At 45.8% G+C, this 22,106-nt stretch carries 23 protein-coding genes and 1 other annotated feature; of the genes, 3 read left to right on the forward strand and 20 right to left on the reverse strand.

The genetic code is table 11. From position 1 onward, the window contains the following. Nucleotides 1–86: 86 nt before the first annotated feature. From tkt to purC, 3 genes are all read right to left on the reverse strand, one after another. A complete protein-coding gene (tkt, locus tag QBE54_RS11170) occupies nt 87–2,141 on the reverse strand; it encodes a transketolase (RefSeq protein ID WP_369018260.1) in 2,055 nt (684 codons plus the stop codon). Nucleotides 2,142–2,225: 84 nt separating this feature from the next. After that, the gene (locus QBE54_RS11175) at nt 2,226–2,621 is read right to left on the reverse strand and encodes a PspC domain-containing protein (RefSeq protein WP_369018261.1); all 396 of its coding nucleotides are present in this window, start codon (nt 2,619–2,621) and stop codon (nt 2,226–2,228) included. Further along, the gene (gene purC, locus QBE54_RS11180; RefSeq protein WP_369018262.1) at nt 2,621–3,652 is read right to left on the reverse strand and encodes a phosphoribosylaminoimidazolesuccinocarboxamide synthase; all 1,032 of its coding nucleotides are present in this window, start codon (nt 3,650–3,652) and stop codon (nt 2,621–2,623) included. Before purC ends, QBE54_RS11175 begins: the two co-directional genes overlap by 1 nt. A 119-nt stretch (nt 3,653–3,771) precedes the next feature. On the opposite strand from purC, the gene hisZ reads away from it, so the two are divergent. Genes hisZ through hisD form a run of 3 tightly spaced genes read left to right on the forward strand, consistent with a single transcriptional unit; the run spans nt 3,772 to nt 6,924 of the window. Continuing rightward, nucleotides 3,772–4,983: an ATP phosphoribosyltransferase regulatory subunit gene (gene hisZ / locus QBE54_RS11185; RefSeq protein ID WP_369018263.1), complete on the forward strand. Its 1,212-nt coding sequence runs from the start codon at nt 3,772–3,774 to the stop codon at nt 4,981–4,983. Then, nucleotides 4,971–5,630, forward strand: coding sequence for an ATP phosphoribosyltransferase (gene hisG, locus QBE54_RS11190; protein WP_369018264.1), 660 nt, complete (start codon nt 4,971–4,973; stop codon nt 5,628–5,630). Before hisZ ends, hisG begins: the two co-directional genes overlap by 13 nt. Beyond that, nucleotides 5,605–6,924, forward strand: coding sequence for a histidinol dehydrogenase (hisD, locus tag QBE54_RS11195; RefSeq protein WP_369018265.1), 1,320 nt, complete (start codon nt 5,605–5,607; stop codon nt 6,922–6,924). Before hisG ends, hisD begins: the two co-directional genes overlap by 26 nt. A 9-nt stretch (nt 6,925–6,933) precedes the next feature. Here the strand turns inward: hisD and speE are convergent, their stop codons facing one another. The 17 genes from speE to QBE54_RS11280 form a co-directional block, all read right to left on the reverse strand. Then, nucleotides 6,934–7,764: a polyamine aminopropyltransferase gene (gene speE, locus QBE54_RS11200; protein WP_369018266.1), complete on the reverse strand. Its 831-nt coding sequence runs from the start codon at nt 7,762–7,764 to the stop codon at nt 6,934–6,936. Continuing rightward, complete coding sequence (gene speD / locus QBE54_RS11205; RefSeq protein WP_369018267.1) at nt 7,733–8,110, reverse strand: adenosylmethionine decarboxylase; 378 nt, start codon at nt 8,108–8,110, stop codon at nt 7,733–7,735. Before speD ends, speE begins: the two co-directional genes overlap by 32 nt. Before the next feature lie 90 nt (nt 8,111–8,200). Next, on the reverse strand, nt 8,201–8,926 hold the full coding sequence (pgeF, locus tag QBE54_RS11210) for a peptidoglycan editing factor PgeF (protein WP_369018268.1): 726 nt from the start codon (nt 8,924–8,926) through the stop codon (nt 8,201–8,203). 18 nt (nt 8,927–8,944) lie between these two features. Beyond that, nucleotides 8,945–9,736, reverse strand: coding sequence for a tryptophan synthase subunit alpha (gene trpA, locus QBE54_RS11215; RefSeq protein ID WP_369018269.1), 792 nt, complete (start codon nt 9,734–9,736; stop codon nt 8,945–8,947). Next, nucleotides 9,733–10,914: a tryptophan synthase subunit beta gene (trpB, locus tag QBE54_RS11220; RefSeq protein WP_369018270.1), complete on the reverse strand. Its 1,182-nt coding sequence runs from the start codon at nt 10,912–10,914 to the stop codon at nt 9,733–9,735. Before trpB ends, trpA begins: the two co-directional genes overlap by 4 nt. Then, nucleotides 10,911–11,546, reverse strand: coding sequence for a phosphoribosylanthranilate isomerase (locus QBE54_RS11225; RefSeq protein WP_369018271.1), 636 nt, complete (start codon nt 11,544–11,546; stop codon nt 10,911–10,913). The genes trpB and QBE54_RS11225 overlap by 4 nt, the downstream gene beginning before the upstream one ends. After that, the gene (gene trpC / locus QBE54_RS11230) at nt 11,533–12,336 is read right to left on the reverse strand and encodes an indole-3-glycerol phosphate synthase TrpC (protein ID WP_369018272.1); all 804 of its coding nucleotides are present in this window, start codon (nt 12,334–12,336) and stop codon (nt 11,533–11,535) included. Before trpC ends, QBE54_RS11225 begins: the two co-directional genes overlap by 14 nt. Next, nucleotides 12,320–13,384, reverse strand: coding sequence for an anthranilate phosphoribosyltransferase (trpD, locus tag QBE54_RS11235; protein WP_369018273.1), 1,065 nt, complete (start codon nt 13,382–13,384; stop codon nt 12,320–12,322). The genes trpC and trpD overlap by 17 nt, the downstream gene beginning before the upstream one ends. Next, on the reverse strand, nt 13,362–13,757 hold the full coding sequence (locus QBE54_RS11240) for an aminodeoxychorismate/anthranilate synthase component II (RefSeq protein WP_369018274.1): 396 nt from the start codon (nt 13,755–13,757) through the stop codon (nt 13,362–13,364). The genes trpD and QBE54_RS11240 overlap by 23 nt, the downstream gene beginning before the upstream one ends. Further along, nucleotides 13,687–13,956, reverse strand: a complete 270-nt coding sequence (locus tag QBE54_RS11245) for a hypothetical protein (RefSeq protein WP_369018275.1) — start codon at nt 13,954–13,956, stop codon at nt 13,687–13,689. Before QBE54_RS11245 ends, QBE54_RS11240 begins: the two co-directional genes overlap by 71 nt. Next, entirely contained in the window at nt 13,953–15,368 is a 1,416-nt protein-coding gene (locus QBE54_RS11250; protein WP_369018276.1) for an anthranilate synthase component I family protein, read from the reverse strand. The genes QBE54_RS11245 and QBE54_RS11250 overlap by 4 nt, the downstream gene beginning before the upstream one ends. A 29-nt stretch (nt 15,369–15,397) precedes the next feature. Beyond that, nucleotides 15,398–15,659, reverse strand: a binding site (T-box leader). A gap of 105 nt (nt 15,660–15,764) precedes the next feature. Beyond that, complete coding sequence (locus tag QBE54_RS11255; RefSeq protein WP_369018277.1) at nt 15,765–16,790, reverse strand: uroporphyrinogen decarboxylase family protein; 1,026 nt, start codon at nt 16,788–16,790, stop codon at nt 15,765–15,767. Nucleotides 16,791–16,816: 26 nt separating this feature from the next. After that, on the reverse strand, nt 16,817–18,103 hold the full coding sequence (locus QBE54_RS11260; RefSeq protein WP_369018278.1) for a TRAP transporter large permease: 1,287 nt from the start codon (nt 18,101–18,103) through the stop codon (nt 16,817–16,819). 3 nt (nt 18,104–18,106) lie between these two features. Next, the gene (locus tag QBE54_RS11265; RefSeq protein ID WP_369018279.1) at nt 18,107–18,580 is read right to left on the reverse strand and encodes a TRAP transporter small permease; all 474 of its coding nucleotides are present in this window, start codon (nt 18,578–18,580) and stop codon (nt 18,107–18,109) included. A 63-nt stretch (nt 18,581–18,643) separates the two neighbouring features. Further along, nucleotides 18,644–19,639 carry a C4-dicarboxylate TRAP transporter substrate-binding protein gene (locus QBE54_RS11270; protein ID WP_369018280.1) on the reverse strand — a complete coding sequence of 332 codons (996 nt, stop codon included), beginning with the start codon at nt 19,637–19,639 and terminating at the stop codon, nt 18,644–18,646. A 52-nt stretch (nt 19,640–19,691) separates the two neighbouring features. Beyond that, nucleotides 19,692–20,408 carry a GntR family transcriptional regulator gene (locus tag QBE54_RS11275; RefSeq protein ID WP_369018281.1) on the reverse strand — a complete coding sequence of 239 codons (717 nt, stop codon included), beginning with the start codon at nt 20,406–20,408 and terminating at the stop codon, nt 19,692–19,694. Between the two features lie 209 nt (nt 20,409–20,617). Continuing rightward, the gene (locus tag QBE54_RS11280; protein WP_369018282.1) at nt 20,618–22,075 is read right to left on the reverse strand and encodes a glucuronate isomerase; all 1,458 of its coding nucleotides are present in this window, start codon (nt 22,073–22,075) and stop codon (nt 20,618–20,620) included. Nucleotides 22,076–22,106 lie beyond the last annotated feature (31 nt).

Here is a 22,106-nt window from a genome sequence, read left to right on the forward strand (position 1 = left end):
TCAACTTGCAATCCAGACAGTTTGTAAATTGGAGAATAGCTCGCTCCTGGCTGTGGGAAGGTTCTTCTTCCCACAGCCAGCAAGGTTCATTTTTTGCCAAGAAGTTCTCTGGCTTTATTGATCAGGTTTTCTGTGCTGATGCCCAGTTTTTCAAGCACTTCTTTGCCCGGTGCAGAGGCGCCGAAGCGGTCGATGCCTATAACAATTCCTTCCTCTCCTACGTATTTGTGCCAGCCCAAGGTAGAACCAGCTTCGATGGCAATTCTCTTCTTGACTTTTTCAGGTAACACCGATGCTTTGTACTCCGCTGATTGAGCTTCGAAAAGCTCCCAGGAGGGCATACTCACCACTCGCACTTTTATGCCTTCTGCAGAGAGTTTTTCATATGCTTCAAGAGCAAGATGCACTTCTGAGCCAGTTGCTATGATGATGATTTGGGGTTCTTCCGGAGCACAATCGGCAATGACATAAGCTCCTTTTTCAAGGTTCTCTGCTGAGGCATATTTTTTGCGGTCTATGATGGGCAGTTTCTGGCGGGTAAGTACCAGGCCTACTGGACCACCCTGATGTTTAATGGCTACTCGCCAGGCCTGTGCCACTTCGTTTGCATCAGCAGGACGAATTAAAACCAGGTTGGGTACTGCACGCAAGCTAGCCAGGTGTTCTACCGGCTGGTGAGTTGGTCCATCTTCTCCAACCCCCACTGAGTCATGAGTCCAGACATAAATTGTTTTGCATTTGGAAAGAGCAGCAATACGCACTGCTGGCCGCATGTAGTCAGAAAACACAAAGAAAGTAGCTCCAAAGGGGATTAACCCACCATGCAAAGCAATTCCGTTCAGTATTGCTCCCATGGCATGTTCACGTACTCCGAAGGCAATGTTGCGTCCTTCATAGCCCAGAGGTCCATCGACTATTCCCTGGGTGTTGGGGTTGCAAACACCTGGTGCCTGAAAGCTTCCCTTTCCTTTTAAGACGGTGTTGGTTGAGGGATCAAGATCTGCGGAGCCGCCGATGAGAGCAGAAATTTTTTCAGCCAGTGCGTTGAGGACTTTTCCTCCAGCAGAACGGGTAGCCATGGCTCCATCTTCGGGCTTGAAAACGGGGATGGCTTCTTCCCACCCTTCAGGAAGAATTCCAGCTATCAAATCTTTGAGCTCCTTAGCCAGTTCAGGATATTTTTGAGCATAAGCTTCAAAAAGCTCTTTCCACTCTTTTTCGGCTCGCTCTCCTCGTTCCACAGCCTGGCGGGTATGCTGAAGCACCTCATCAGGCACATAAAATTCTTTGTCCGCTGGCCAGTTGTAGAATTTTTTAGTCTCTATGACTTCTTCAGGTTTAAGAGGTGAGCCGTGAATGTGGAAAGTGTCCTGTTTGGGGCTTCCGTAGCCTATGTGGGTGGAAACCATAATCAGTGACGGTGCATCAGTGCAAGCTTTTGCCTTTTCGATTGCTTCCTGAATTTCCTCCAGATTATTTCCGTTTAAAACTTCTAGCACCTGCCAGCCACAGGCTTCAAATCTCTTTTTGATGTCCTCAGTGAAGCAAATCGCTGTTTCTCCGGAAAGACTTATCCGGTTGTTGTCAAAAAGATAGATAAGCTTGCCGAGTTTGAGGTGGCCTGCCAGGGAAGCTGCTTCTGCTGCGACTCCCTCCATCAAGTCACCATCGCTTACCAAAGCGTAAGTATAGTGGTTGATGATTTCAAAGCCCGGACGATTGAAACGGGCAGCCAGATGTGCTTCAGCTATAGCCATGCCTACTCCGGTGGCGAATCCCTGACCCAGGGGCCCGGTGGTGGTCTCTATGCCACATTCGATGTCATATTCGGGATGCCCGGGGGTTTTGCTGCCCCATTGTCTGAAATTTTTCAATTCTTCAAGAGTCATTTTTTCATAACCATATAGGTAAAGTAGGGAATAAAGAAGTGCTGAGCCGTGACCTGCAGAAAGTATAAAACGATCCCGATCAAACCAGGCCGGGTTACGAGGGTTAAACTTCATTGTGCGGTCAAAAAGAACGTAAGTGAGTGGTGCTGCGCCGAGCGGCAGGCCTGGGTGACCAGAATTGGCTTTCTGAATGGTGTCCAAAGCTAACATGCGAAGGGTAGTAACTGCAAGTTGGTCAAGATTGGTGCTCATCAACATTCACCCCTTTTGTGATTTTAGTAGCTTTAGTAGCGATTTTCAGCATAAGTATACGCAAATCTTTTTAAACTAAAAAGCTCAACTTCTCGCTAAAAACAGTATGCCCGCAATCAGTATGATAACCCCCAGGAAGAGCTTTCCACCCCAGGGAAACCAGATAAGACTGATGGGCATAAGGTATCGAGCAACCAGCAACACACCGATTATAACCAGAATCCATCCCAGGACCTCTCGCCGGTTTTGCGATCTGGGCTTTTCTTCACTTGCCTCAATTACACTTTTTGAGTTTTCCGGTTCTTCAGGAACGACTATCCAGGCTATGATGTAAGCAACAATTGCTGTTCCTCCGGCAAGAAGTAGCGCAACCGCAAGAAGCCTGACTATGGTGGGATCTATGTCGAAATACTGGGCAATTCCAGCGCATACCCCACCTATCATTTTTTCTCTTCTGGAGCGATACAACCTCTTTTCCATTATTCACCCCCAAGGTGTTTCTTTAAGCGAAAAGCTATTTCTGACAAAGGAGGCACTTCTTTGAACCATTCTCTTCTGGTGAGATCGTTGGCGATGCGCTGATAGACCAAGCTTATTAATTGCAGGAGTTCTTCGGAAAGATGAGGTGGTTGTGAGTTGACAAATGCTTTCCAGCCCAACTTATTTTTTTGCTTGGCTGCCTGGACCTCCTTACACCATTCGGTTTGCCGGTAAAAATGGCGGGCTATTTCCTTGCTCATTTGCAGTCCCTGGTAGGTATAGCGGCATTCATCGGGCGTTCCCACCACATCCACCACTACCAGATTTCTTTCTGCGTCAAAGGCCAGCTCTATTTTCCCGTCTTCGTTGCGTAAACCCAGAGGTTCGATCTCTCGAGAAATAAGCTGGTTGACCCTGAGTACCAGTTCTTTTATCAACTCCAGTTCTTTCTGGTTTATGATCTGGTAGCTGAGAACTTCGCTCCAGCTCAAGTATCGGTCCTGTTCTTCGAGTTTGGTAGACACATCAAGCAGTGGTGGTTGAAGGGGTTCTTGAGGGTTGGGGAGTCTGGAAAGGCCAAAGTCGGAAAGGTTTATTTCCCCTTTTTCTACTCTTTTTCTGAAGCTCGAATTCTGGGGAAGAAAATTGCGGTATATAAATTCGAAGGGTATCAGGAAATTCCCAGCGACATTCTGGTAAATGGAGTAGTCATAGTCATTTCCAAGAAGTGGAGGCTGGATCACTTTAAACAATTGAACCTGCATGACTTTTGAGGGGTTCTCCAGTTCTGATAGTCTTTTGACTTTTCCGTTTTCTTCCAGACCCAGGTAGTGGGTTTTTATCCCCTGCTCTTCAAGCCTTTCGAAAAAATGGGCTCCTATGAGGCAGAGCGCTTCCCCCTTTCTGGGAATATGGTCGGGCATTTCTCCCCAATCAAAAACCGAGTAGCGATTTGAGAAGATAAACTTTCCCTTACCCGGCCGGTCTTCAATGGGTGAAGCAAGAACAATCAGGTCTTTGACGCTGCCCATCGCTTAGTTCTGACCTCCTTGGTCTGCTAAGGCCTATTGTACACGAGTTTATTTTCCTTGCAAAGCTTGATGGTTATAAATTATACTTGGTATTGAGTTTGGGAAGGAGGAAAAGGAGCTTGGAGCTGGTTTTTGGAATGAAAGATTTTTATCCACGGGAAGTGAAATTGAAAAGAAGAATCGAACATGAACTGAGGTCTCTCTTTGAGAGCTGGGGTTATGAAGAAATTGAGCCTCCGACTATTGAGTACTATGCCACTCTGGAAAAAGCTCTGGGAGGGGATCTCAAGGAAAGGACCTACAAGTTTATAAATCGCAGTGGAGAGCTGGTTTGCTTGCGTCCTGAATTTACCACTTCCGTAGCCCGAATGCTCTGCTCAAGGAGTAGAGATCCTCACCTTAGCTTCCGGGTTTACTACGATGGAAAGATTTTTCGCTATCCTTCTTCTTCGTTCCGGACCGAAAGCGAGCTTACCCAAATAGGCCTTGAAAACATTGGAACCAACAGCCCCCAGGACGATGCAGAGGTCATTGCCCTGGCCTTGTTTTCTCTGAAGCGGGCTGGTATTACGGATTTTGAGGTAGATATAGGGCATGCGGGTTTTTTTAAGGTCCTTCTCAAGAAGCTTGGGCTTTCCCCACCTGAAGAAAGTTTGGTAAAGCAGCTCTTGAAGAAACGCGATTTTGTTGCGCTCAAAGCTCTGCTTGGAGAGATGCTCTTTGCTGGGGCTTCACTAAGAGACTTTTTTGTCGAATTGCCCTTTTTAAGGGGGCGCTGGGAACTTATAAAAGAAGTCGAAAACCGTTTTGCCGAGGAAGAAGAAATTTTAAAAATAGTAGAAAGAATCAAAGAGGTTTTGACCGTTCTTGAAGATTATGGTCTTTCTGAACGGGTTTTTTTGAACTTAGGTGTGATCAGGGATTTTGATTACTACACCGGGATTGTTTTTGAGGGTTTCTCTCCGCAGGCAGGACATCCTCTTTTGGCCGGTGGTAGGTACGACGAGCTCTTTTCTGTTTTTGGGAAAAACGCCCCGGCCTGTGGTTTTGCCCTTTTTGTGGAACGTTTGATGGAAGTTATTGAAGAGAGTTCGTTTACTTCCAGAGCTTCGCATCTGGTCTTTGAAGTTTGTTTTTCTTCTCGAGTGCGCAAGGCTATTTTTGGGGTAGCTGAAAGGCTTCGTGAGCAGGGCATATCGCTTGTTCTTCAGGAATGGCCAGAAAAGCACTGCCGGGTTTCCTGGCAGGACCAGAGCGTTGAATTTCCTGAGAGCGCTATAGCCGAGCTTGAAGAGTTTATAAAAAGGGAGTTTGGGACATGGAAAAGCTGACCGTGGCTTTGCCTACTGGTAGGCTCAAGGGTGAAGTGTTGAAGATTTTGTCTCTGCTTTCGGGATGGCCTGAAAACCTTGATTTTGAATCCCGACAACTGGTTCTTGAGTCGGCTGATTTTCCGTTGCGTTTCATTTTGACTCACCCAAAGGATGTTTCCACCTATGTGGAATATGGAGCTGCTGATGTGGGACTGGTGGGAAAAGATATTCTTTTAGAGCGCCAGAACGAGGTATATGAACTTCTGGACCTGGGAATTGGCAAATGTGCCATGGTGCTGGCAGCTCCTGAGGGAACGGATGCTGAAGTGATATTTGAAAGGGAACGTCTACGTGTGGCTACTAAGTATCCCAATTTTACTCGCTCTTATCTTCAAGAACGGGGCATTCACGCTGATATTGTCTTTCTGTATGGTTCTATAGAGCTCGCTCCGGCCATAGGGCTTGCTGAGTGCATTATAGATCTTGTTTCTACGGGGAAAACTTTGCGAGAAAACAAATTACATGTAGTGGAAGAAATAGCACCTGTTTCGGTGCGCCTGGTTGCTAATCGAGTAAGCATTAAGACTAAGTCCAGCCAGATTGCCAAACTGGCTGGTGAATTAAAGGAAGTGGTGAGGCTTGAAAAGCATTCCCGTGATTCTTAAACCCGTTTTTGACCAGGAGGAAGTTCTCTCCGACCTTGCGCTTTCGCGTCGGGAAACGTTTCGCTTTTTTGAGCAGGCTACTGAGAGGGTTCGGAAAATCGTAGAAGACGTGCTCGAAAAAGGCGATGCTGCAGTTTCTCACTACACCAGGCAGTTTGATGGTTGCAATGTTACCGATTTTTTGATTTCTCAAGCAAGGCTTGAGGAGAGTTGGGAAAGCTTAAGTTCCTCTTTTAAAGAGACATTGAAGGTAATTGTAGATAGAGTACGCAGATTCCATCGCTTGCAAAAAACGAATTCCTGGTGGCTGAGTGAACAGGGTTCTTTTATGGGTGAATGGATGCGCCCCCTGCAAAGTTGCGCAGTGTACGTTCCTGGAGGGCGCTTTGCGTATCCGTCTTCTTTGATAATGGGAGTGGTACCTGCTCAAGAAGCGGGGGTCAAAAACATAATGGTGTTTACGCCTCCCGACCGGGAAGGAAACGTATCGCCTGAGATAATGGCGACCTGCTTTTACCTCGGGATAGATAACCTGTATCGGGTGGGGGGTGCACAGGCTATTGCAGCCTGCGCTTTTGGTACTGAATCTATCCCTGCTGTGGACAAGATAGTTGGTCCAGGCAACGTTTATGTTACTGCTGCCAAGAAACTGCTTTACGGTGTGGTGGGTATTGATGCTCTGGCTGGGCCGTCAGAGGTGGTTATTGTTGCTGAGCGAGGTGCAAGAGCAGACTGGATAGCTCTGGATTTGCTGGCTCAAGCAGAACACGACCCTCTTGCAAAAAGCATTTTGCTGTCGGATAGCGAGGAACTCCTGGTTACAGTTAAAAAGAAAGTGGAACGGGAATGGGCCAGCAATCCCCTGGAGCGAACAGTTCCTATTTACCTTTATCAGCTGGAGAATCTGGATCTGGCCTGGAAAATTGTTGAAGCCATTGCCCCGGAACATCTGGAAGTCATGGTATCACGGGGGTTTGAAGTAGTGGATAAGGTGAAGAGTGCAGGAGCTATTTTTATTGGGCCTTACGCACCGGTTGCTCTGGGAGACTATGGTTATGGCCCCAATCATGTATTACCTACCCAGGGAAGTAGCCGTTTTGCTTCTCCTCTCTCAGTCAGGGATTTTGTGGTTGCGTCTTCGGTAGTGGTTCCCGCCTCAGATCCAAACATAAACTTTGAGCTTTTTGCCGAACTCGCTGCACGAGAGGGCCTATATTTTCATCAAAAATCTTTGCTTGCTCGCATGAATCGAGATTTGCAGGCCGATATCAGGCGTGAATATCAGGAGTCGTAGGGGTAATCCCTACGACTCCTTGCCTTCCAGTAACTGTTTGAAAAATACCGGTAAAGTGAAAGCGGCCTGATGAACTTCTGGTGAGTAATACCTGGTTGGAAAATCGGGTTTGCGCAGAGGCTTTTGAGGGTCCAGACTTTTCGAGCCGACTACGTACGTCCACACTCCGCCGGGGTAAGTAGGCACTAATCCCCAATATACCTTTACAATAGGGAACATATCCAAATTTTCCCATAGCTTGCGAACTCGTTCGGGTTCGAAAAAGGGTGGTTCTATCTGGGAAACAAAAAGACCTTCTGGTGAAAGATGCTCAAACACCTGCTGAAAGAACTCCTTGGAAAAGAGTGGTTCGGCTACTCCTCGAGGTATAGGATCTGTGGAATCCATGATAATAACGTCAAAAACTTGGTCACTTTCTTTGATGAACCGAGCAGCGTCTTCAACCAGAACCTTTAAGCGTGGGTCTTCCCAGTTTCCAAGCTGTGGGAAGTAGCGTCTGCATAGCTCAATTACCCCTTCGTCAATATCCACGAGGTGCACTTCTTCAACTGGATGTTTAAGCACTTCTCTCGAAGCACCACCGTCTCCACCGCCTATAATGAAGATTTTTCGAGGATTAGGATGTACAAACATGGCAGGATGTACCAGCATTTCGTGGTACATGAACTCATCTTTTTCCGTGGTTTGCACGATTCCATCCAGAATGAGAGTTTTCCCGTAAAGAAAAGTATCGAGAATGGCAATTTCTTGAAAGCGGGTTTTACCACAGAAAAGCGTTTCTTTCACCTTGAGGCCCATCTGATAGTTTTCAATGTAGCTTTGGAAATACCAGAGTTCCATTTTGTTTTTTCACGCCCCTTTCCAGTTCTACAATTTTTACGTCTTGGGGTTTAAAAAATTTCCGGATGATAGGCACGCTCTTTTGGGGATCCCATCCGGCTTGCAGAAATATATCCAGAGATGCGTACCCGTATTCAGGCCAGGTGTGAATGGCGATATGTGATTCAGGCATTATCAAAAGACCACTTATACCTTGAGGTTCAAACTGGTGTATTTTCAATCCCAGGATTTCTCCCTGGTAAGTGCTGGCCAATTCTTTAAAAAATTCTTCTACAAGGCGAGCATCATTCAGCAAAGCAGAACCAATGATTTCTATCAGCAAATGGTGAGCCACTGCATTGTTCAAGGCTTCTCCCCCTTTCCATTGTGGAAGTTCACTAAACAATTAAATATTAAATAGGGGCAATTGGCAACAATTTTTTGAGGATTGGTGAAGTCAATTGCGTAACCAAGCAATGAGCGCCATGCGATCTGCTCTTTCTTTTTCTCGTCTGAAGGAGTAGAAAAGGTCCTGTTCGCAAGAGGTACACCAGGGGGCTATCTCGATATTGTGCCGAGATACCCCCATTGCGCAGAGCTCTCTTTCAATAAAACCAGTCAAGTCTACAAAAAAACGATCGTTTCTCAAGATCACACTCTGAGAGTCCCTTTCCAGAAACCGTTCAGCTATGTCTTGCCCCACTTCGAAGCAGCACGATTTTATACTGGGTCCAAGCCCTACAAATAGCTGTTCGGGGCTAGTTTTGAAGTGTTTCCAAAGGAGGCGTACCGCCTTTTTGTGGGTGTGGAGCAGGGCTCCTCTCCAGCCAACGTGGGCCAGAGCAAAACATCTTTTTTGGGGATCGAAAAACAATATGGGAACACAGTCGGCAACCAGAATTCCCGCTCCCCAGGACGAGTTCTGTGTTAGGAGAATATCCGCCTTTGGTGGAGAAACACCAGGAGTGGGCTTAGCAGGCAAAAGGAAATAATCATCTCCGTGTGTTTGATCTGGAAAAAGGATTTGAGGAACATCAAGCAATGAAGCAAGGTGCTTCCTGTCTTTTTCGTTACGTAGCTTGAAGGGCAACAAGCGAGTGGTGAACACGTGGAACAGGGGTTGATATACAGAAAGTTTTGAAAAGCGCAAAAAGTCAATCCCCTTAATGGAAACTTTTTCCAAGTCGTTTCCTTCTTTCTTTTACTCGATTTCGTTCAAAGCTTTCCGAAAGTTGCTGAGAAAATCGTTTACCAGCTGGGGCAAGTCTTTGTGGTGTTTGTTTTGTGTTACAAAGTGAAGTAATGCTGAACCCACTATTACTCCATCACAGAAGGACGCTATCTCTTTTGCTTTTTCAGGGGAATTAATGCCGAATCCCACCAGAACCGGTAGGTCGGTGGCTGACTTAATAATAGTTACAACTTCACGGAGTTCTTCTTGCTGAATGCGGGTTTTGCCAGTTACTCCTTTGCCAGAAACCAAATATACAAAACCCTGGCTTTCTCGGGCTATTTTTTTCAGACGTTCTTCAGGTGTGGTGGTAGAGGCAAGAAGGATTATCGAAAGTAGATTTTCCAATTTATCAAGCAACGGTTTGGCCTCTAAGGGAAAGTCAGCTACGATGAGCCCGTAGAAACCGGCTTCTTTAAAGTCCTGTCCAAATTTTTTTATGCCATACTGATAGACGATGTTTCCGTAAGTCATAGCAATAAGTGGAAAGGAGAGCTTCAGAGTTTGCATTTTTTCAAAAACCAGCCTGGGGGTTACTCCCAGAGCCAGTGCTTTTTGTGAGGATTCCTGAATTACTGGTCCATCTGCTACTGGGTCAGAGTGGGGAATACCTATTTCCAGGGCATCTATGAAATCGGGGTTAAGATTTTCAAGTATTGCCAGGAAACTTTCTATGGTTGGATAGCCAAAAGTGAGGTAAGGTAAAAGCAGTTTTCGTTTTTGCGATTTTTCGCGAAGAACGCTTCCCAGGATGTCTTTCATCGTGATTCCTCCTTGAGATATCTCATTACCTGTTCAACGTCTTTGTCTCCTCTTCCCGAGAGACACACCAGGACTATCGAATCCTGAGGCAGTTCCTTTCTCAGTTTGTTGAGATAGGCAATGGCGTGAGCACTTTCCAGAGCAGGGATTATGCCCTCCAGGCGAGAGAGTTCACAGAACGCATCCAGTGCTTCCTGGTCGGTCACATTGACGTATCGGGCCCTGCCAGAGGCAAAAAGAAAACTGTGTTCAGGACCTACGCCGGGGTAATCAAGACCAGCCGCTACGGAGTGGGTTTCTTCTATCTGCCCAAATTCGTCCTGGAGTATATAGCTGAGGCTTCCATGCAGTATGCCCTTTTTACCACGTCCAATGCTGGCAGCGTTTTTGGAAGTCTCTAATCCCAGGCCGCCAGCTTCAACACCTACAAGCAGAACCTCTTTGTCCGGCACAAAAGCGTGAAAGATACCCATGGCATTGCTACCTCCACCGACACAAGCCAGAACACAATCAGGGAGGCGACCTTCTGCCTCAAATATTTGCTGCTTGGCTTCTTTACCTATCACCGACTGGAAGTCCCTAACCATTTTAGGATAAGGATGAGGGCCTACCACAGAGCCAATTACGTAGTGGGTGGTGTCCACGTTGCTCACCCAGTCTCTCATGGCTTCATTAATGGCATCTTTGAGAGTTTGGCTTCCAGTTTTCACCGGAATTACCTCTGCGCCCAGAATCTGCATTCTGAAAACGTTCAATTTTTGCCTTTCCACATCTACTGCTCCCATGTAAATGTGGCATTCAAGTCCTAAAAGGGCACAGGCGGTAGCTGTGGCTACTCCATGCTGGCCTGCTCCTGTTTCGGCTATGATGCGAGTTTTTCCCATTTTTTTGGCAAGTAACACTTGCCCCAACGTATTATTTATTTTGTGGGAACCAGTGTGATTCAGGTCTTCCCTTTTGAGATACACTTTCAGGTTCATTTTTTTACTCAGTCGCTCGGCGAAATAGAGGGGAGAAGGACGACCTGCGTAATTTTTCAGATAGTAATTGAGTTCTCTCTGAAAATTTTCATCTTTGGCAAAAAAGTTGTAGGCTTCTTCAAGTTCCTCAAGGGGATGCACCAGAATTTCGGGAACGAAGCGTCCTCCAAATTCTCCAAAAAAACCCTTTTGAATCATTTTTTCACTTCCCTTTCCAGGATTTGAATAATTTCCCGCAGTTTCTCTATGTCTTTTTTACCAGGTGCACTTTCCACACCGCTGTTTAAGTCCACCGCAAAAGGCTGCAAAGCCCGAATGCAGGCGACGATATTTTCTTTTCTGAGACCTCCTGCCACTATGAGAGGCTTCGCAATTGGTGTTTTTATGTTCCTTATTTTATCCCAGTTAAAAGGAATTCCCAAGCCCCCGCTTTTCCCATTTTGGGTGCTATCCAGGAGGTAAAAATCCACTACCTCTTTGTAGGCATCAAGTTGCGATGGGTCGAATGATTCGTCCACTCCAAATGCCTTGATAACCCCTTTCCCCAACTTCTCACAGAACTGAGGGGGTTCGCTTCCGTGGAGCTGTACCAGGTCTAAATGACAAAAGGACCGGATAAATTGCACCTCTTCCAGGGAGTGGTTTCTGAATACTCCCACTTTTGCAATGGAAGCAGGGAGGTTCCGTATGATTTGACGAGCTTTATCAGGGTTTACAAAACGGAGGCTTTCTTCAACAAAGATAAAACCCAGTGCCCATATACTGGTTTGCTGGGCGATTTGCACGGCATCTTTTTCTGATGTGATACCGCATACTTTAATGCGTACCAATTTTGACTCCTCCTTTGAGTTCCAGGAGTTTATTGTCGGGTTCCTCTGCCTTGATAAGGCTTTCTCCAACCAGAAAATTGTGTACTCCCTGCTTGAGAAGCAGCTCTATATCCTGGAAAGAAACGATGCCGCTCTCGCTTACCACGATTTTCTCTTTAGGAAGATATTTGCGTAAGCGTATAGTATTTTGGATGGAAACTTCAAAGGTGGCCAGGTTGCGATTGTTGATGCCAATCACGGGTGCTTCTGCTTGCAGTGCTTTCTGAATATCGCTTTCATCGTGCACTTCTACCAAGGGAGTTATGTTCAGGAGCTGGCAGAGCTCGACAAACTTTTTGAGGCGCTGCAAAGAAAGAATGCGAGCTATAAGTAGTAAGGCATCGGCTCCAAGTTTTGCCGCTTGATAAATCTGGCTTTCTTCAATCACAAAGTCTTTCTGGAGAACTGGCAACGTGCTACACTCTTTTACCTCCCGAACCATTTCTGAATATCCTCTAAAGAAAGTTTCTTCAGTGACCACTGATATGGCGCAAGCTCCTGCTTTCTGATACCTGTATACCAGCTCCCGAAGAGTAAAACGTTCCAGTAGCTTCCCTTTAGAGGGTGAGGCGAATTTCACTTCGGCGATAATGTTGGGTCCTGGGTTCTGATTTAAAGCCTGGTAGAATTTGTTTTCTCCCTGGTGTGTTCGATTCAAAAACAAATCTGCGAGCTCGGTCAGGGAAGGATGCCTCTGATAAAGCAACTTTTTACGCTTGGTGGTCACGATTTTTTCAAGAATGTCTTCCATGGTTACCACCTTGTCCGTTCTGCTCTATGCTTTGATGGAAAGCGATGAGTGAGCGTATTTTTTCCAGTGCTTTTCCGGATTCCAGAGTTTTCCTGGCTATCTTTATTCCCGCTGAAAGCGTGGTAGCCTTGCCGAAAATGTAGAGCAAGAAGGCTGTGTTGAGCATTATAGCCTTGGAAAGAGGAGTATCTACTCTTCTTTCTTCCAGTAGCCTCAAAAAGGTGCGGGCATTTTCAGAAGGATTGCCTCCTTTTATTTCCTCAAGCGGTAGGCACTCAAAGCCTACTTCCTCTGGATGAAGAGTGAATTCACCTTTCACTTCTCCCTCTTCTACCAACATGAAATAGGTTGTTCCACTGATACTTGCTTCGTCAATGCCGGGTTCTCCCCAAAGGATACAGGCGCGTTTTACTTTGAGTCGCTTCATTGCTTCGGCTACCAAAGGAAGGAGTTTTCGGTCATAAACACCTACCACTCTATAGGCCACGGGAGCAGGGTTGGTTAATGGTCCCAGTATGTTAAAGACGGTTCGGATACCCAGTTCTCTGCGAATTGGCTGTACTGCTTTCATTGCTGGATGGTAAAGCGGAGCAAACAAAAAGGCAAATTGCGTTTCCAAAAATGCTTTTTGCATGGTTTGGGGAACAAGGTTAATTTTTATGCCCAGTGCTTCCAGAAGATCGGCACTGCCGCTTTTACTGGATATGGAGCGGTTACCATGCTTGACCACCGGTACTCCACAGGCCCAGCCCAGAAGCGCGCTGGCAGTGGAGACGTTGAAGGTGCTTTTCCCGTCACCACCGGTGCCACAATTATCCACAACTTCCTGGGTGGGGATAAGAAAAGGTACGGCTTTTTCACGCATGGCGGAGGCAAAGCCGGCTATTTCTTCTGGTGTTTCTCCCCGCAGGCGGAGGGAGGCCAGAATGGCGGCAGTGTGTAAGGGAGAAAGCTTTTCTTCCATTATAGCTTTCATGAGTGAAGCAGCCTGGTTAAAATCCAGCTTTTCCCCAGAGATTATTTTGTCAAGAATTTTTGGGGCTTCCACCGGGTTTCACCTCCAGAAAGTTTTTTAAAATTTGCTTTCCGTGGGGAGTGAGCACTGATTCGGGGTGAAATTGCACACCAAAAAGTGGATATTTTACATGTTCTATGGCCATTATTTCTTTGTCTTCTGTCCAGGCAATGACCCTTAATGTGGGAGGGAGGCTCGAAGGATCCACTACCAGGGAGTGGTACCTACCCACTTCGATTTTGGGAGGAAGCCCTTTAAAAAGAACCGAAGAAAGCAAAATTACCGTGGATTTTTTGCCATGTTTTGGTACTGATGCCTTTACAATCCTGGCGCCTTCAACATATGCAATGCACTGGTGGCCAAAGACACACCCCCAGGGTGGGAATAGAAGGGGCGAAGCGTGCAATAATTTCGTTGCTCACTCCTGCGTACTGAGGGTCCTTGGGACCCGGAGAAATAATGATGTGTGAAGGTCTGAGCTTATTCACTTCTTCGGGTTTAATTTCGTCATTTCGGAAAACTCGTATTTCTTCTCTGGAAAGCTCTCCGACGTACTGCACCAGATTGTAGGTGAAGGAATCGTAGTTATCAATGACCAGAATCATGCTTTTATCCTCCCTTCTGCCATTTTTAAGGCAGTGAGCAAAGCCTGAGCTTTGCTCACTGTTTCTTCGTATTCATTTTGAGGTTTTGAATCGTAAACAATACCTGCTCCAGCTTGAACTGAAGCCAGGCCGTCTTTAAAAAACAAGGTACGAATGATGATGCAGGTGTCCATGTTGCCATCAAAACCAACATAACCCAGTGCCCCCGCGTAAGGTCCACGTGCATCGGGCTCGATTTCTTCGATTATTTCCATAGCACGCACTTTTGGTGCTCCACTGACAGTGCCAGCGGGAAAACAAGCCTGGAGCAATTTCCAGGCACTGCTTCCCTCGGGGACCGTTCCAGACACCGTTGATACGATGTGAAATACGTGCGAGTAGCGTTCTACTTCCATAAACTCTTCGACTTGCACGCTCCCCGGAATGCATACCCTGCCCAGGTCGTTTCTTCCCAGATCAAGGAGCATAACGTGTTCGGCGTTTTCTTTTTCGTCATCAAGAAGTTCTCTGATAATTGCATCTTCTGGAATATTTGGCAGGCGCTTTCTGGTTCCAGCAATGGGCTTGGTTACCGCCTTTCCGCTTTCAAGCTTGACCAGCATTTCTGGGGAAGAGCCTACCAGCTGAAAGTGGTCGGTATTCAAATAAAAAAGATACGGTGATGGATTTAGCGATCGCAAAAAGCGGTAAACCGTAAAGGGATTTCCCTGATAGGGGACACTGAAACGTTGTGAAATGACTACCTGAGAGGCATGTCCTTCGACAATGTAGTCTATGACTTTGCTCACCGCTTTTTTGAATGCCTCTTCTTCGAAATTTGAATACACTTCGCCCTGAATGGAAAATTCATCGTCTTCAGAGATATGCTGAGATGCAGAAATCCTTTCCCAGACCCCTTCTATCCAGGCTTTGCCTTGCTGGTAGTCTTTTTCATTTCCGGCTTGGGCAAGATAAACAATGCCAATTTGATGACGCAAGTGATCAAAATACACGAAACGCCTGCTTTCCACAAAGTAGGCCAGAGGATAGGAAAGGGGTTTTCGAGGAACAGTTTTTTCCCAGGTTTTTACAGCATCGTAGCTTAAAAAACCTACCGCTCCGCCTTTGAAAGAAGTTTCCAGCCCGGGATAGAGTTTTCGGAGAGGGAAAGTTCTTTCCAGTTTACCAATTACGTCGGTAAACTTGTTTATGGTTATCACTTTCTCAACGTCAAAAATCAGAAAGGAAAACCTTCCCCAACGCTCACCCTTTTCAGCGCTTTCCAGGAGAATCAATGGTTTTTTGTCTTGAAAAAGCTCAGTTACCGATACCGGAGTAAACCGGTCGGCCAGGAAAACAGTTTTCAGGGGAACCAGGTCATATTCTCCTGGTTCTATTTTCCCGAAATCTTCGATACTGGGTTTGATGTTCATTGCTTTCACCCCAACAAAAAAAGCCCTCGTCAAGAGACGAGGGCTTTTGCTCGCGGTGCCACTCTTGTTGGTAGGTAATACCCATACCTACCCTCTCGACCAGGTACGGGTCTTAATGACCGATACCCTGCTTTCTTTATCGGGAAAGCCCCGGCCCAGCCTACTTGCTGTTGGCTTTCGGTGAGCTGCTCCGAGGTCCATTCGCTTTCCTCTCTGATACCGGGCTCCCACCTTACCCCCGGCTCTCTCTGATCAGAGAAAGAAGCTACTCGTCCTCTTCCTCGCTTTAAGCCTTATTGGTTTGCTTATATTAAAACATCCGTTTCCTGGTTTGTCAAGGAGCTTGCTGTTTTTACTGCCGGTTTTTTTGTAACCCGAGTTTATGTACTCATCCGATTAATTGGAAGAACCTCCTGCTATTTTTTCCAGGATAGCCAGGTTTTCTCCTGGTGTTCCCGGTGAAACTCCTCCTCCTGCCGAAAGGATGAGTTTTGCCCCCGCCCTTTTAGCTTTGGAGAGACACTGAAGGGCGGAGTTTTTCACTTCTTCAGGGGTACCCTGGACCAGCACTTCAAGAGGAGGAATGTTGCCCATAAGATAGATTTCGTTCCCTACTTTTTCCGCGAGCGTTTCGATATCGATGGTATGGCTGAAGTTGAGCACCTGCAAACCGGTTTGAGGTAGCAAATCTGCAAAGGGAAGGATGTTGGCATCGTTATGGTAGACTCGTATTTTATCAGGAAAGGCATCAAAGATGGCTTTGAGATAAGGATGGGCAAACTTCTCATAATCAGCTCTGGACAAGAAACCAACTACGTCGTCAAGCACCATTATTCCTTCAGCTTGAGATGCTACTTCAAGCTGTGCTTTAAGCCAGCTAATAACAGTTTCAGTAGTTAAGTCAAGGAATTTCCTGGTTTTGTCGGGTTCTGTTTTGAGTTCCATCAAAAAATCAGTCAAACCCCGAAGATGAGCAGCAAGAGTTAGTGGACCCCTAGCGGCAACCATGTGTACGCGGATATCGCTGTCTTTCGCTTTTTTATACCACCATAGTACAAAGGGCATTAACCCATCTTTTTTGGGGTCGGGCAGGGAAAGTTTATCTACATCCTCAATTTGCTGAAGTACGGGATTGATAGTAGGTGTGCTTGACTCATACCAGTTTATTTTGCAACCAAATGCTGACGGCTCGGTAGCCATTCCATATTCTGCCCAGAAACCGGGCAGAAATATGATATGCGGATAGGTTTGATAGACTTTTAAGTTGGCTTCCAGCCAGGTTTCAAAAGAAAGATAATAATCAAAGTGGGAAATGCCTGACCACCCTGGAATCCAGGGACTGTCGACTATCAATGCCACAGCGGTTTCCTTTCTTTTTCCAGAGACAGTTTCTACGAATTGCTGCCAGCGATGATCGTCCATTGTTTTCACCCCTTTTGAAAAAATGTTTATCTCATTAAACCAACCAGGATCAGACTCAGTTGGGGTATTAGGATAAGCAATATCACCAGCCCGATCAATGCAAATATGTAGGGCCAACTATGCTTGATATATTTTTCTACAGGAATGCCTCCCAGAGAACACACTGTGTACATGTTGACTCCCACAGGTGGTGTTACTCCTCCAATCTGAATTAGAATACCCATGATAATTCCAAAATGAACGGGGTCAAAGCCTGCTTGGACCACTAGGGGAAGAAGAATGGGGGTGAGAAGCAGGATGTTTACCGTTCCCTCCATGACGGCTCCTGCGGCAAGAAGAAAGGCTGTTATTGCGAGCATAAGCAAGAAGGGATTGGCGCCCAGGGTCAATATAAAGGTCGACATTTTGGCAGGAACTTTTTCAAAGGCCAGGGCATACATGACAATTGCGGCCATAGAGACGATAAGCATGATTATCGAGGTATCTTCGGCGGCATCTCGCATAACTTCCCAGAACTTTTTCCAGTCGAGCTCGCGGTGGATAAATTTACCCACAATGAGAGCATAAAAAACAGCAAATGCTGCTGCTTCTACCGGGGCGAAAATGCCAAAGCGCAGCGTTATGACCAAAAACAGGGGAAACAGCAAAGCCCATATTGACTCACGCAAAGCTGTAAATATTTCCTGGGTGGAACTTCTTCTCCTTCTTCTTTCCCAATCATACTTGTTGCGCACAGCTTTCCAGTGGGTTACCCCCATCATGGTGAGACCCATAAGTATGCCGGGTATTATACCGGCGATAAAGAGTTTTCCAACGGACACTCGCCCGACGTAACCGTAAAGTACGAGACCAATGCTTGGAGGAATGACTGCTGCACTGAGTGAACTACAGGCTAATACTGCCGCAGAAAAGCCGTCATCGTAACCCCTGCGTCGCATCTCGGGGAGAAGAATCCTGGTTTCCATTGCCGCGTCTGCATTTGAAGAGCCGGACACTCCTCCCATGAACATACTGAGGACACAGCTCACCTGGCCTAAGGAACCCGGTAGGTGGCCTACCAGGGCATCTGCTAAACGAATAAGTCGTACGGTTATTCCGGAAGCATTCATAAGGTGGCCAGCTAGAAGGAAAAAAGGTACGGCAAGTAAGGGAAAAGATTGAGTTCCTGAAACCAGCCTTTGAGCTACTATGGGAAGGGGAATACTGGATTGGGTTAAAAAGTACATTATCCCAGTTATTCCCAGCGTAAATGCTATAGGAACGTTAAAGAGGAGGAGTACTATAAAAGTTAGACCGGCATAAAGGAAGGACATGGTTTATCTCCTCCACAAGTTCTTAATTTTTAGAGCAATTTGAGAAAGAAGTGTCAGAGTCATAAGAGTTGTTCCGATAGGAATTGCTACTGCAACTACTGAGTAGCTAAGGAAAAATATCTCTTCAAAAACTCTTCCAGTGTTAGCTAAAACAAGTCGCATTCCTAAGTGGGAAACAATAATTAGAAAAACAATAATGGACGAAGTAGTAATGATTTCTACCAGATTTTTTGTTTTCTCAGATAAGCGCTCGACCAGAAAGCTCATGCCGATGTGTCTGTTGCGACGAAGAGCTCGATCTGCCCCGATGTAAATTAGCCATACAAAAAGACCAGAAGCCAGAGCATTCGTCCAGTTAACAGGGTGACCAACATAGCGTAGAACCGCTGAGACAAAAACCAGACTTACAATTACGAATAAAAGGGCTTGAGAAACAATTATTTCTATACGGTCGAGAATTTCCATTAGCTTTTGCATTTTCTTTCTCCTCTTTATTAAAAAAGTGGGGGCAATGCCCCCACTTTTAAGAGTCTTTTAAAGTTATTGTTTTTTTAGAAAATCCTGAATTTGCCTGCGAAGTTCTTCGTAACCAAGCTTCTGGTAAACCGCTTCAGCGCGCTCTTTAAAGGGTTTAGTGTCCACTTCGCTTATTATGGCCCCTTCTGCGGTCATCTTTGCCTCAAGTTCGTCGAGGCTGTCAAGGAGAAGCTGGGTGGCATAATCACCGGCTTTTTCTGCCTCTTCAAAGAGAATTTGCTGGTATTCCGGTGGAAGTTGATTGAACCATTTTTCGCCCACAACGGGTGCGTTCCAGAGTTGAATATGGCCGGTAAGGGTAATGTATTTGGCCACCTCGTAGAGTTTAGAACCATAGGTTGCTGGATGCTGAGCTTCAGCACCATCTATGACCCCTTGTTGCAGTGCTGTGTAGACTTCTGTCCAGGGCAATGCTACTGGGGTTGCTCCCAGGGCTCTAATAGTTTCCTGCCAGACGGGAGCACCTGGGGTGCGGATTTTGAGCCCTTCGAGATCTTCGGGTTTGGAGATGGGTTTTTTGGTTATGAAGTGACGTCCTCCGGCATACCAGTTGAAAGCAAGCACTACATATCCTTTTTCTTTGCGAAGTTTTTCAAACCATTCTTTGGCAAGGTCTGATTTGAGGAGTTTTTGCATTTCTTCGACGGTATCAGTAAGATATGGACACAAAAGAATTCCAATCTCTGGCACCCAAACTCCCAACCTTCCCGCATCAGTATTTACGCAGATCCCGGCTCCAAGTGCAATCTGCTCAAGTATTTCCTCGTCTCCTCCCAGGATTCCTGCGGGGTAAAGTTCTACTTTAATTTTGCCGTTAGTGCGCTTTTCAACTCCTTCTTTAAACTTTTCATATCCCTTGTAGATGGTATCGTCTTCAGTGATTACCATGGAGACTTTAAGCTCGTAGGTTTTCTCCTGGGATACTGCAGAGAGTGTGATTCCCAACACGAACAAAATCATGATGCTCAATCCCAGTATTACTGAAAAGCGATTGCGCATGATGAGGCACCTCCTCCAGAAGTTTTACCATGAAGTTATAATCAAAAGGAAATTAAAAGAAGCTTTTGGATTCTTTATCACCCCCCGTTTTGAAATATTCTGGATACAGTTTATAAAGGCTCTTCAGTTTAGAGTCTCTGGTGTGCAGGTGTTCCTCAACCAGATTATCAATCCGGCTGGTTTCCTGTTTCAAAATTGTCGAGAGGATTTCCTGATGTTGTTTGACTACTTCTTTTACATTTATGCTCGAGGAAAGCTTTAAGACTCGAATGCGTTTAAAGTCGGCGCTAATTTGAGAAACCAGGTCCCAGATGCGTTCTTTATTACAACCACGATAGATAATCCGGTGGAAGTCTTCATCCAGCTCAAAAAGTCGGAGGAAATTTTTTTCTTCCAAGCAAATTTCCTGTAAAGCAAGGTTGGAGCGCAACTCGAAAACCAATTCCTCAGGAAACTGCTGACAGGCAAGCCTTAAGATTTCCTTTTCCAGGATTCGACGCATGAAACGAGCTTCTTCCACTCGTTCCATGTCTATCAATGAGACCATGGTGCCTTTTTGAGGGTAGGTTTCAAGAAGTCCCTCGTGGGCGAGTTTTATGAAAGCTTCTCGCACCGGTGTGCGACTGACAGAGAGTGTTTCTGCAATTTGCTGTTCAGTAATAACTTGCCCGGGTTTCAGATGAAGAAGAATAATATTTGTCTTAAGGGATTTATATGCAGCTTCTCGAGCAGAAGAGCTTTGTTTCCTAATTAGATGGAAATTGCTCACTTCCCTCTCTCCAATCCTTTGGTGGTTTTTATTTTAGCATGCTACCATACTGATATACAAGACCAAGCAACGTAAACCCTTCCAGCTGCTTCACCTTGTATAGGAGTAGTTTTCAAAATTATCTGTGTTTGTTGGAGTACTGGTTGAGAAAAAACGAATTTTTTAAAGATTGCGTGAATTTAAGTTTGCGTTTAGCCATTTTTCCGTTGTTAGGGTTGTTCAGTGGGAAAATATTCATGCAGGTTGAAAACCCGTTTCTGGGTATCATAGAGTATTGCTTTAATGATGAGCTGGGCGCCCTGCTTTGAAATTTGACCTTCAGAAAGTAACTTACCCAGTACTCGACAAATCATGCGGTCAAAGACCTCGAAACGGCTCCCTTCAGAAAGTATCTTTCGACTATCGGCTACTGGTCCACCTGAGAAGGACAGACAAGAAGCGTGGGCCACTTTGATAAGATGTTCTTCAATAAAGCTGGGAGCATCGTTGAACCACCAGGGAAAGCCTATCTGGACATTGGGGAAGGTTCTGGAGAGAGCAATAAGCACAGGTAGAAGATTTTGGTTCATGGTATAGAGCACCAGATATGACTTGGAATTTTCCCCACTGAAAAATTTGTTCAAAAGGGGAAGCAGATTTTCCATAACCCTTACATCATCAAGAGTACCATCTCCACCCATGTCTTTGCCCCAGTTCCTGTAAAGGTAGGTGTTGGTATCACGTAAGGCTCCAAAGTGAATTTGGGTGGTCATTCCGTATTCTGCGTTCATTTCGCAAAAACGATGCATCATGTAAGAAACGAAATCCCTGACTTCAGAAGAACGTACTGGGAATTTTTCTCTTTTTTCGTAAGCTCGAGTGAAAATTTCTTCAGCGCGAGCAGTGGAGACATCAAATCCCCAGGGCTCGAGGAGCCCGTGGTCGCTTGCCCTTGCTCCCATTTCGGCAAAATAAGTGTGTCTTTTGCGAAGTGCTTCCACAAGTCCTTTCAGTGTTACATCCTCTCCAGTAAGAGCACATATCCGCTCCACATTCTCTCGCCAGTTGGCTTCGAAAATGTTGCAGTAAGGGTCAGGCCGAAATGTGGGAAGGAAAACGATATCTTCTATTATTTCTTTGGCCTTTTTGTGTTCTTCAAGGTTCTGGCAAGGGTCATCAGTGGTGCATATTATGCGGGCATTGATTCTTCTGAGAAGCGAAAGAGGAAGGAATTCTTCTTTTTGAAGAGCCTTCAGGGTCTCATTCCAGATTTTGTTTGCAGTATCAGGCCCTAAAAGCTCTTCAATTCCAAAAATTCTTTTGAGGTCAAGATGTAACCATTGATGAACGTGATTTCCTTCAAGGAAAGGAAAGACTTTCCCCAGGATGGACCATTTTACTTCCTCGGGTATCTGTGGGTCGAAGGCCAGGGTGTAGGAAAAGGGAGGAAATTTTGCAGCAAGTTGCAAAAGGTAGTGGTCACGGTTGCCGTATCTTTCATCGTAGACTTCTGCTTTCCAAATGTTTACCAGGGATTGATTTTCAAGGATTTGCTGTAGGCTGAGATGAGTATGCAAATCGAGGATACCATGTTCTTTGCGAAGGGGCAAAACTACTTCCTGATAAAGTTGTACCGCTTCTTTGGTGTTCAGGAGCCACTCAGGACCCAGAAAGCTATTTTTTGACAAATCATTCACCTCCTTTTTCAACTACACAAGG

The organism is Thermatribacter velox (assembly GCF_038396615.1).
Taxonomy (GTDB): Bacteria; Atribacterota; Atribacteria; order Atribacterales; family Thermatribacteraceae; genus Thermatribacter; species Thermatribacter velox.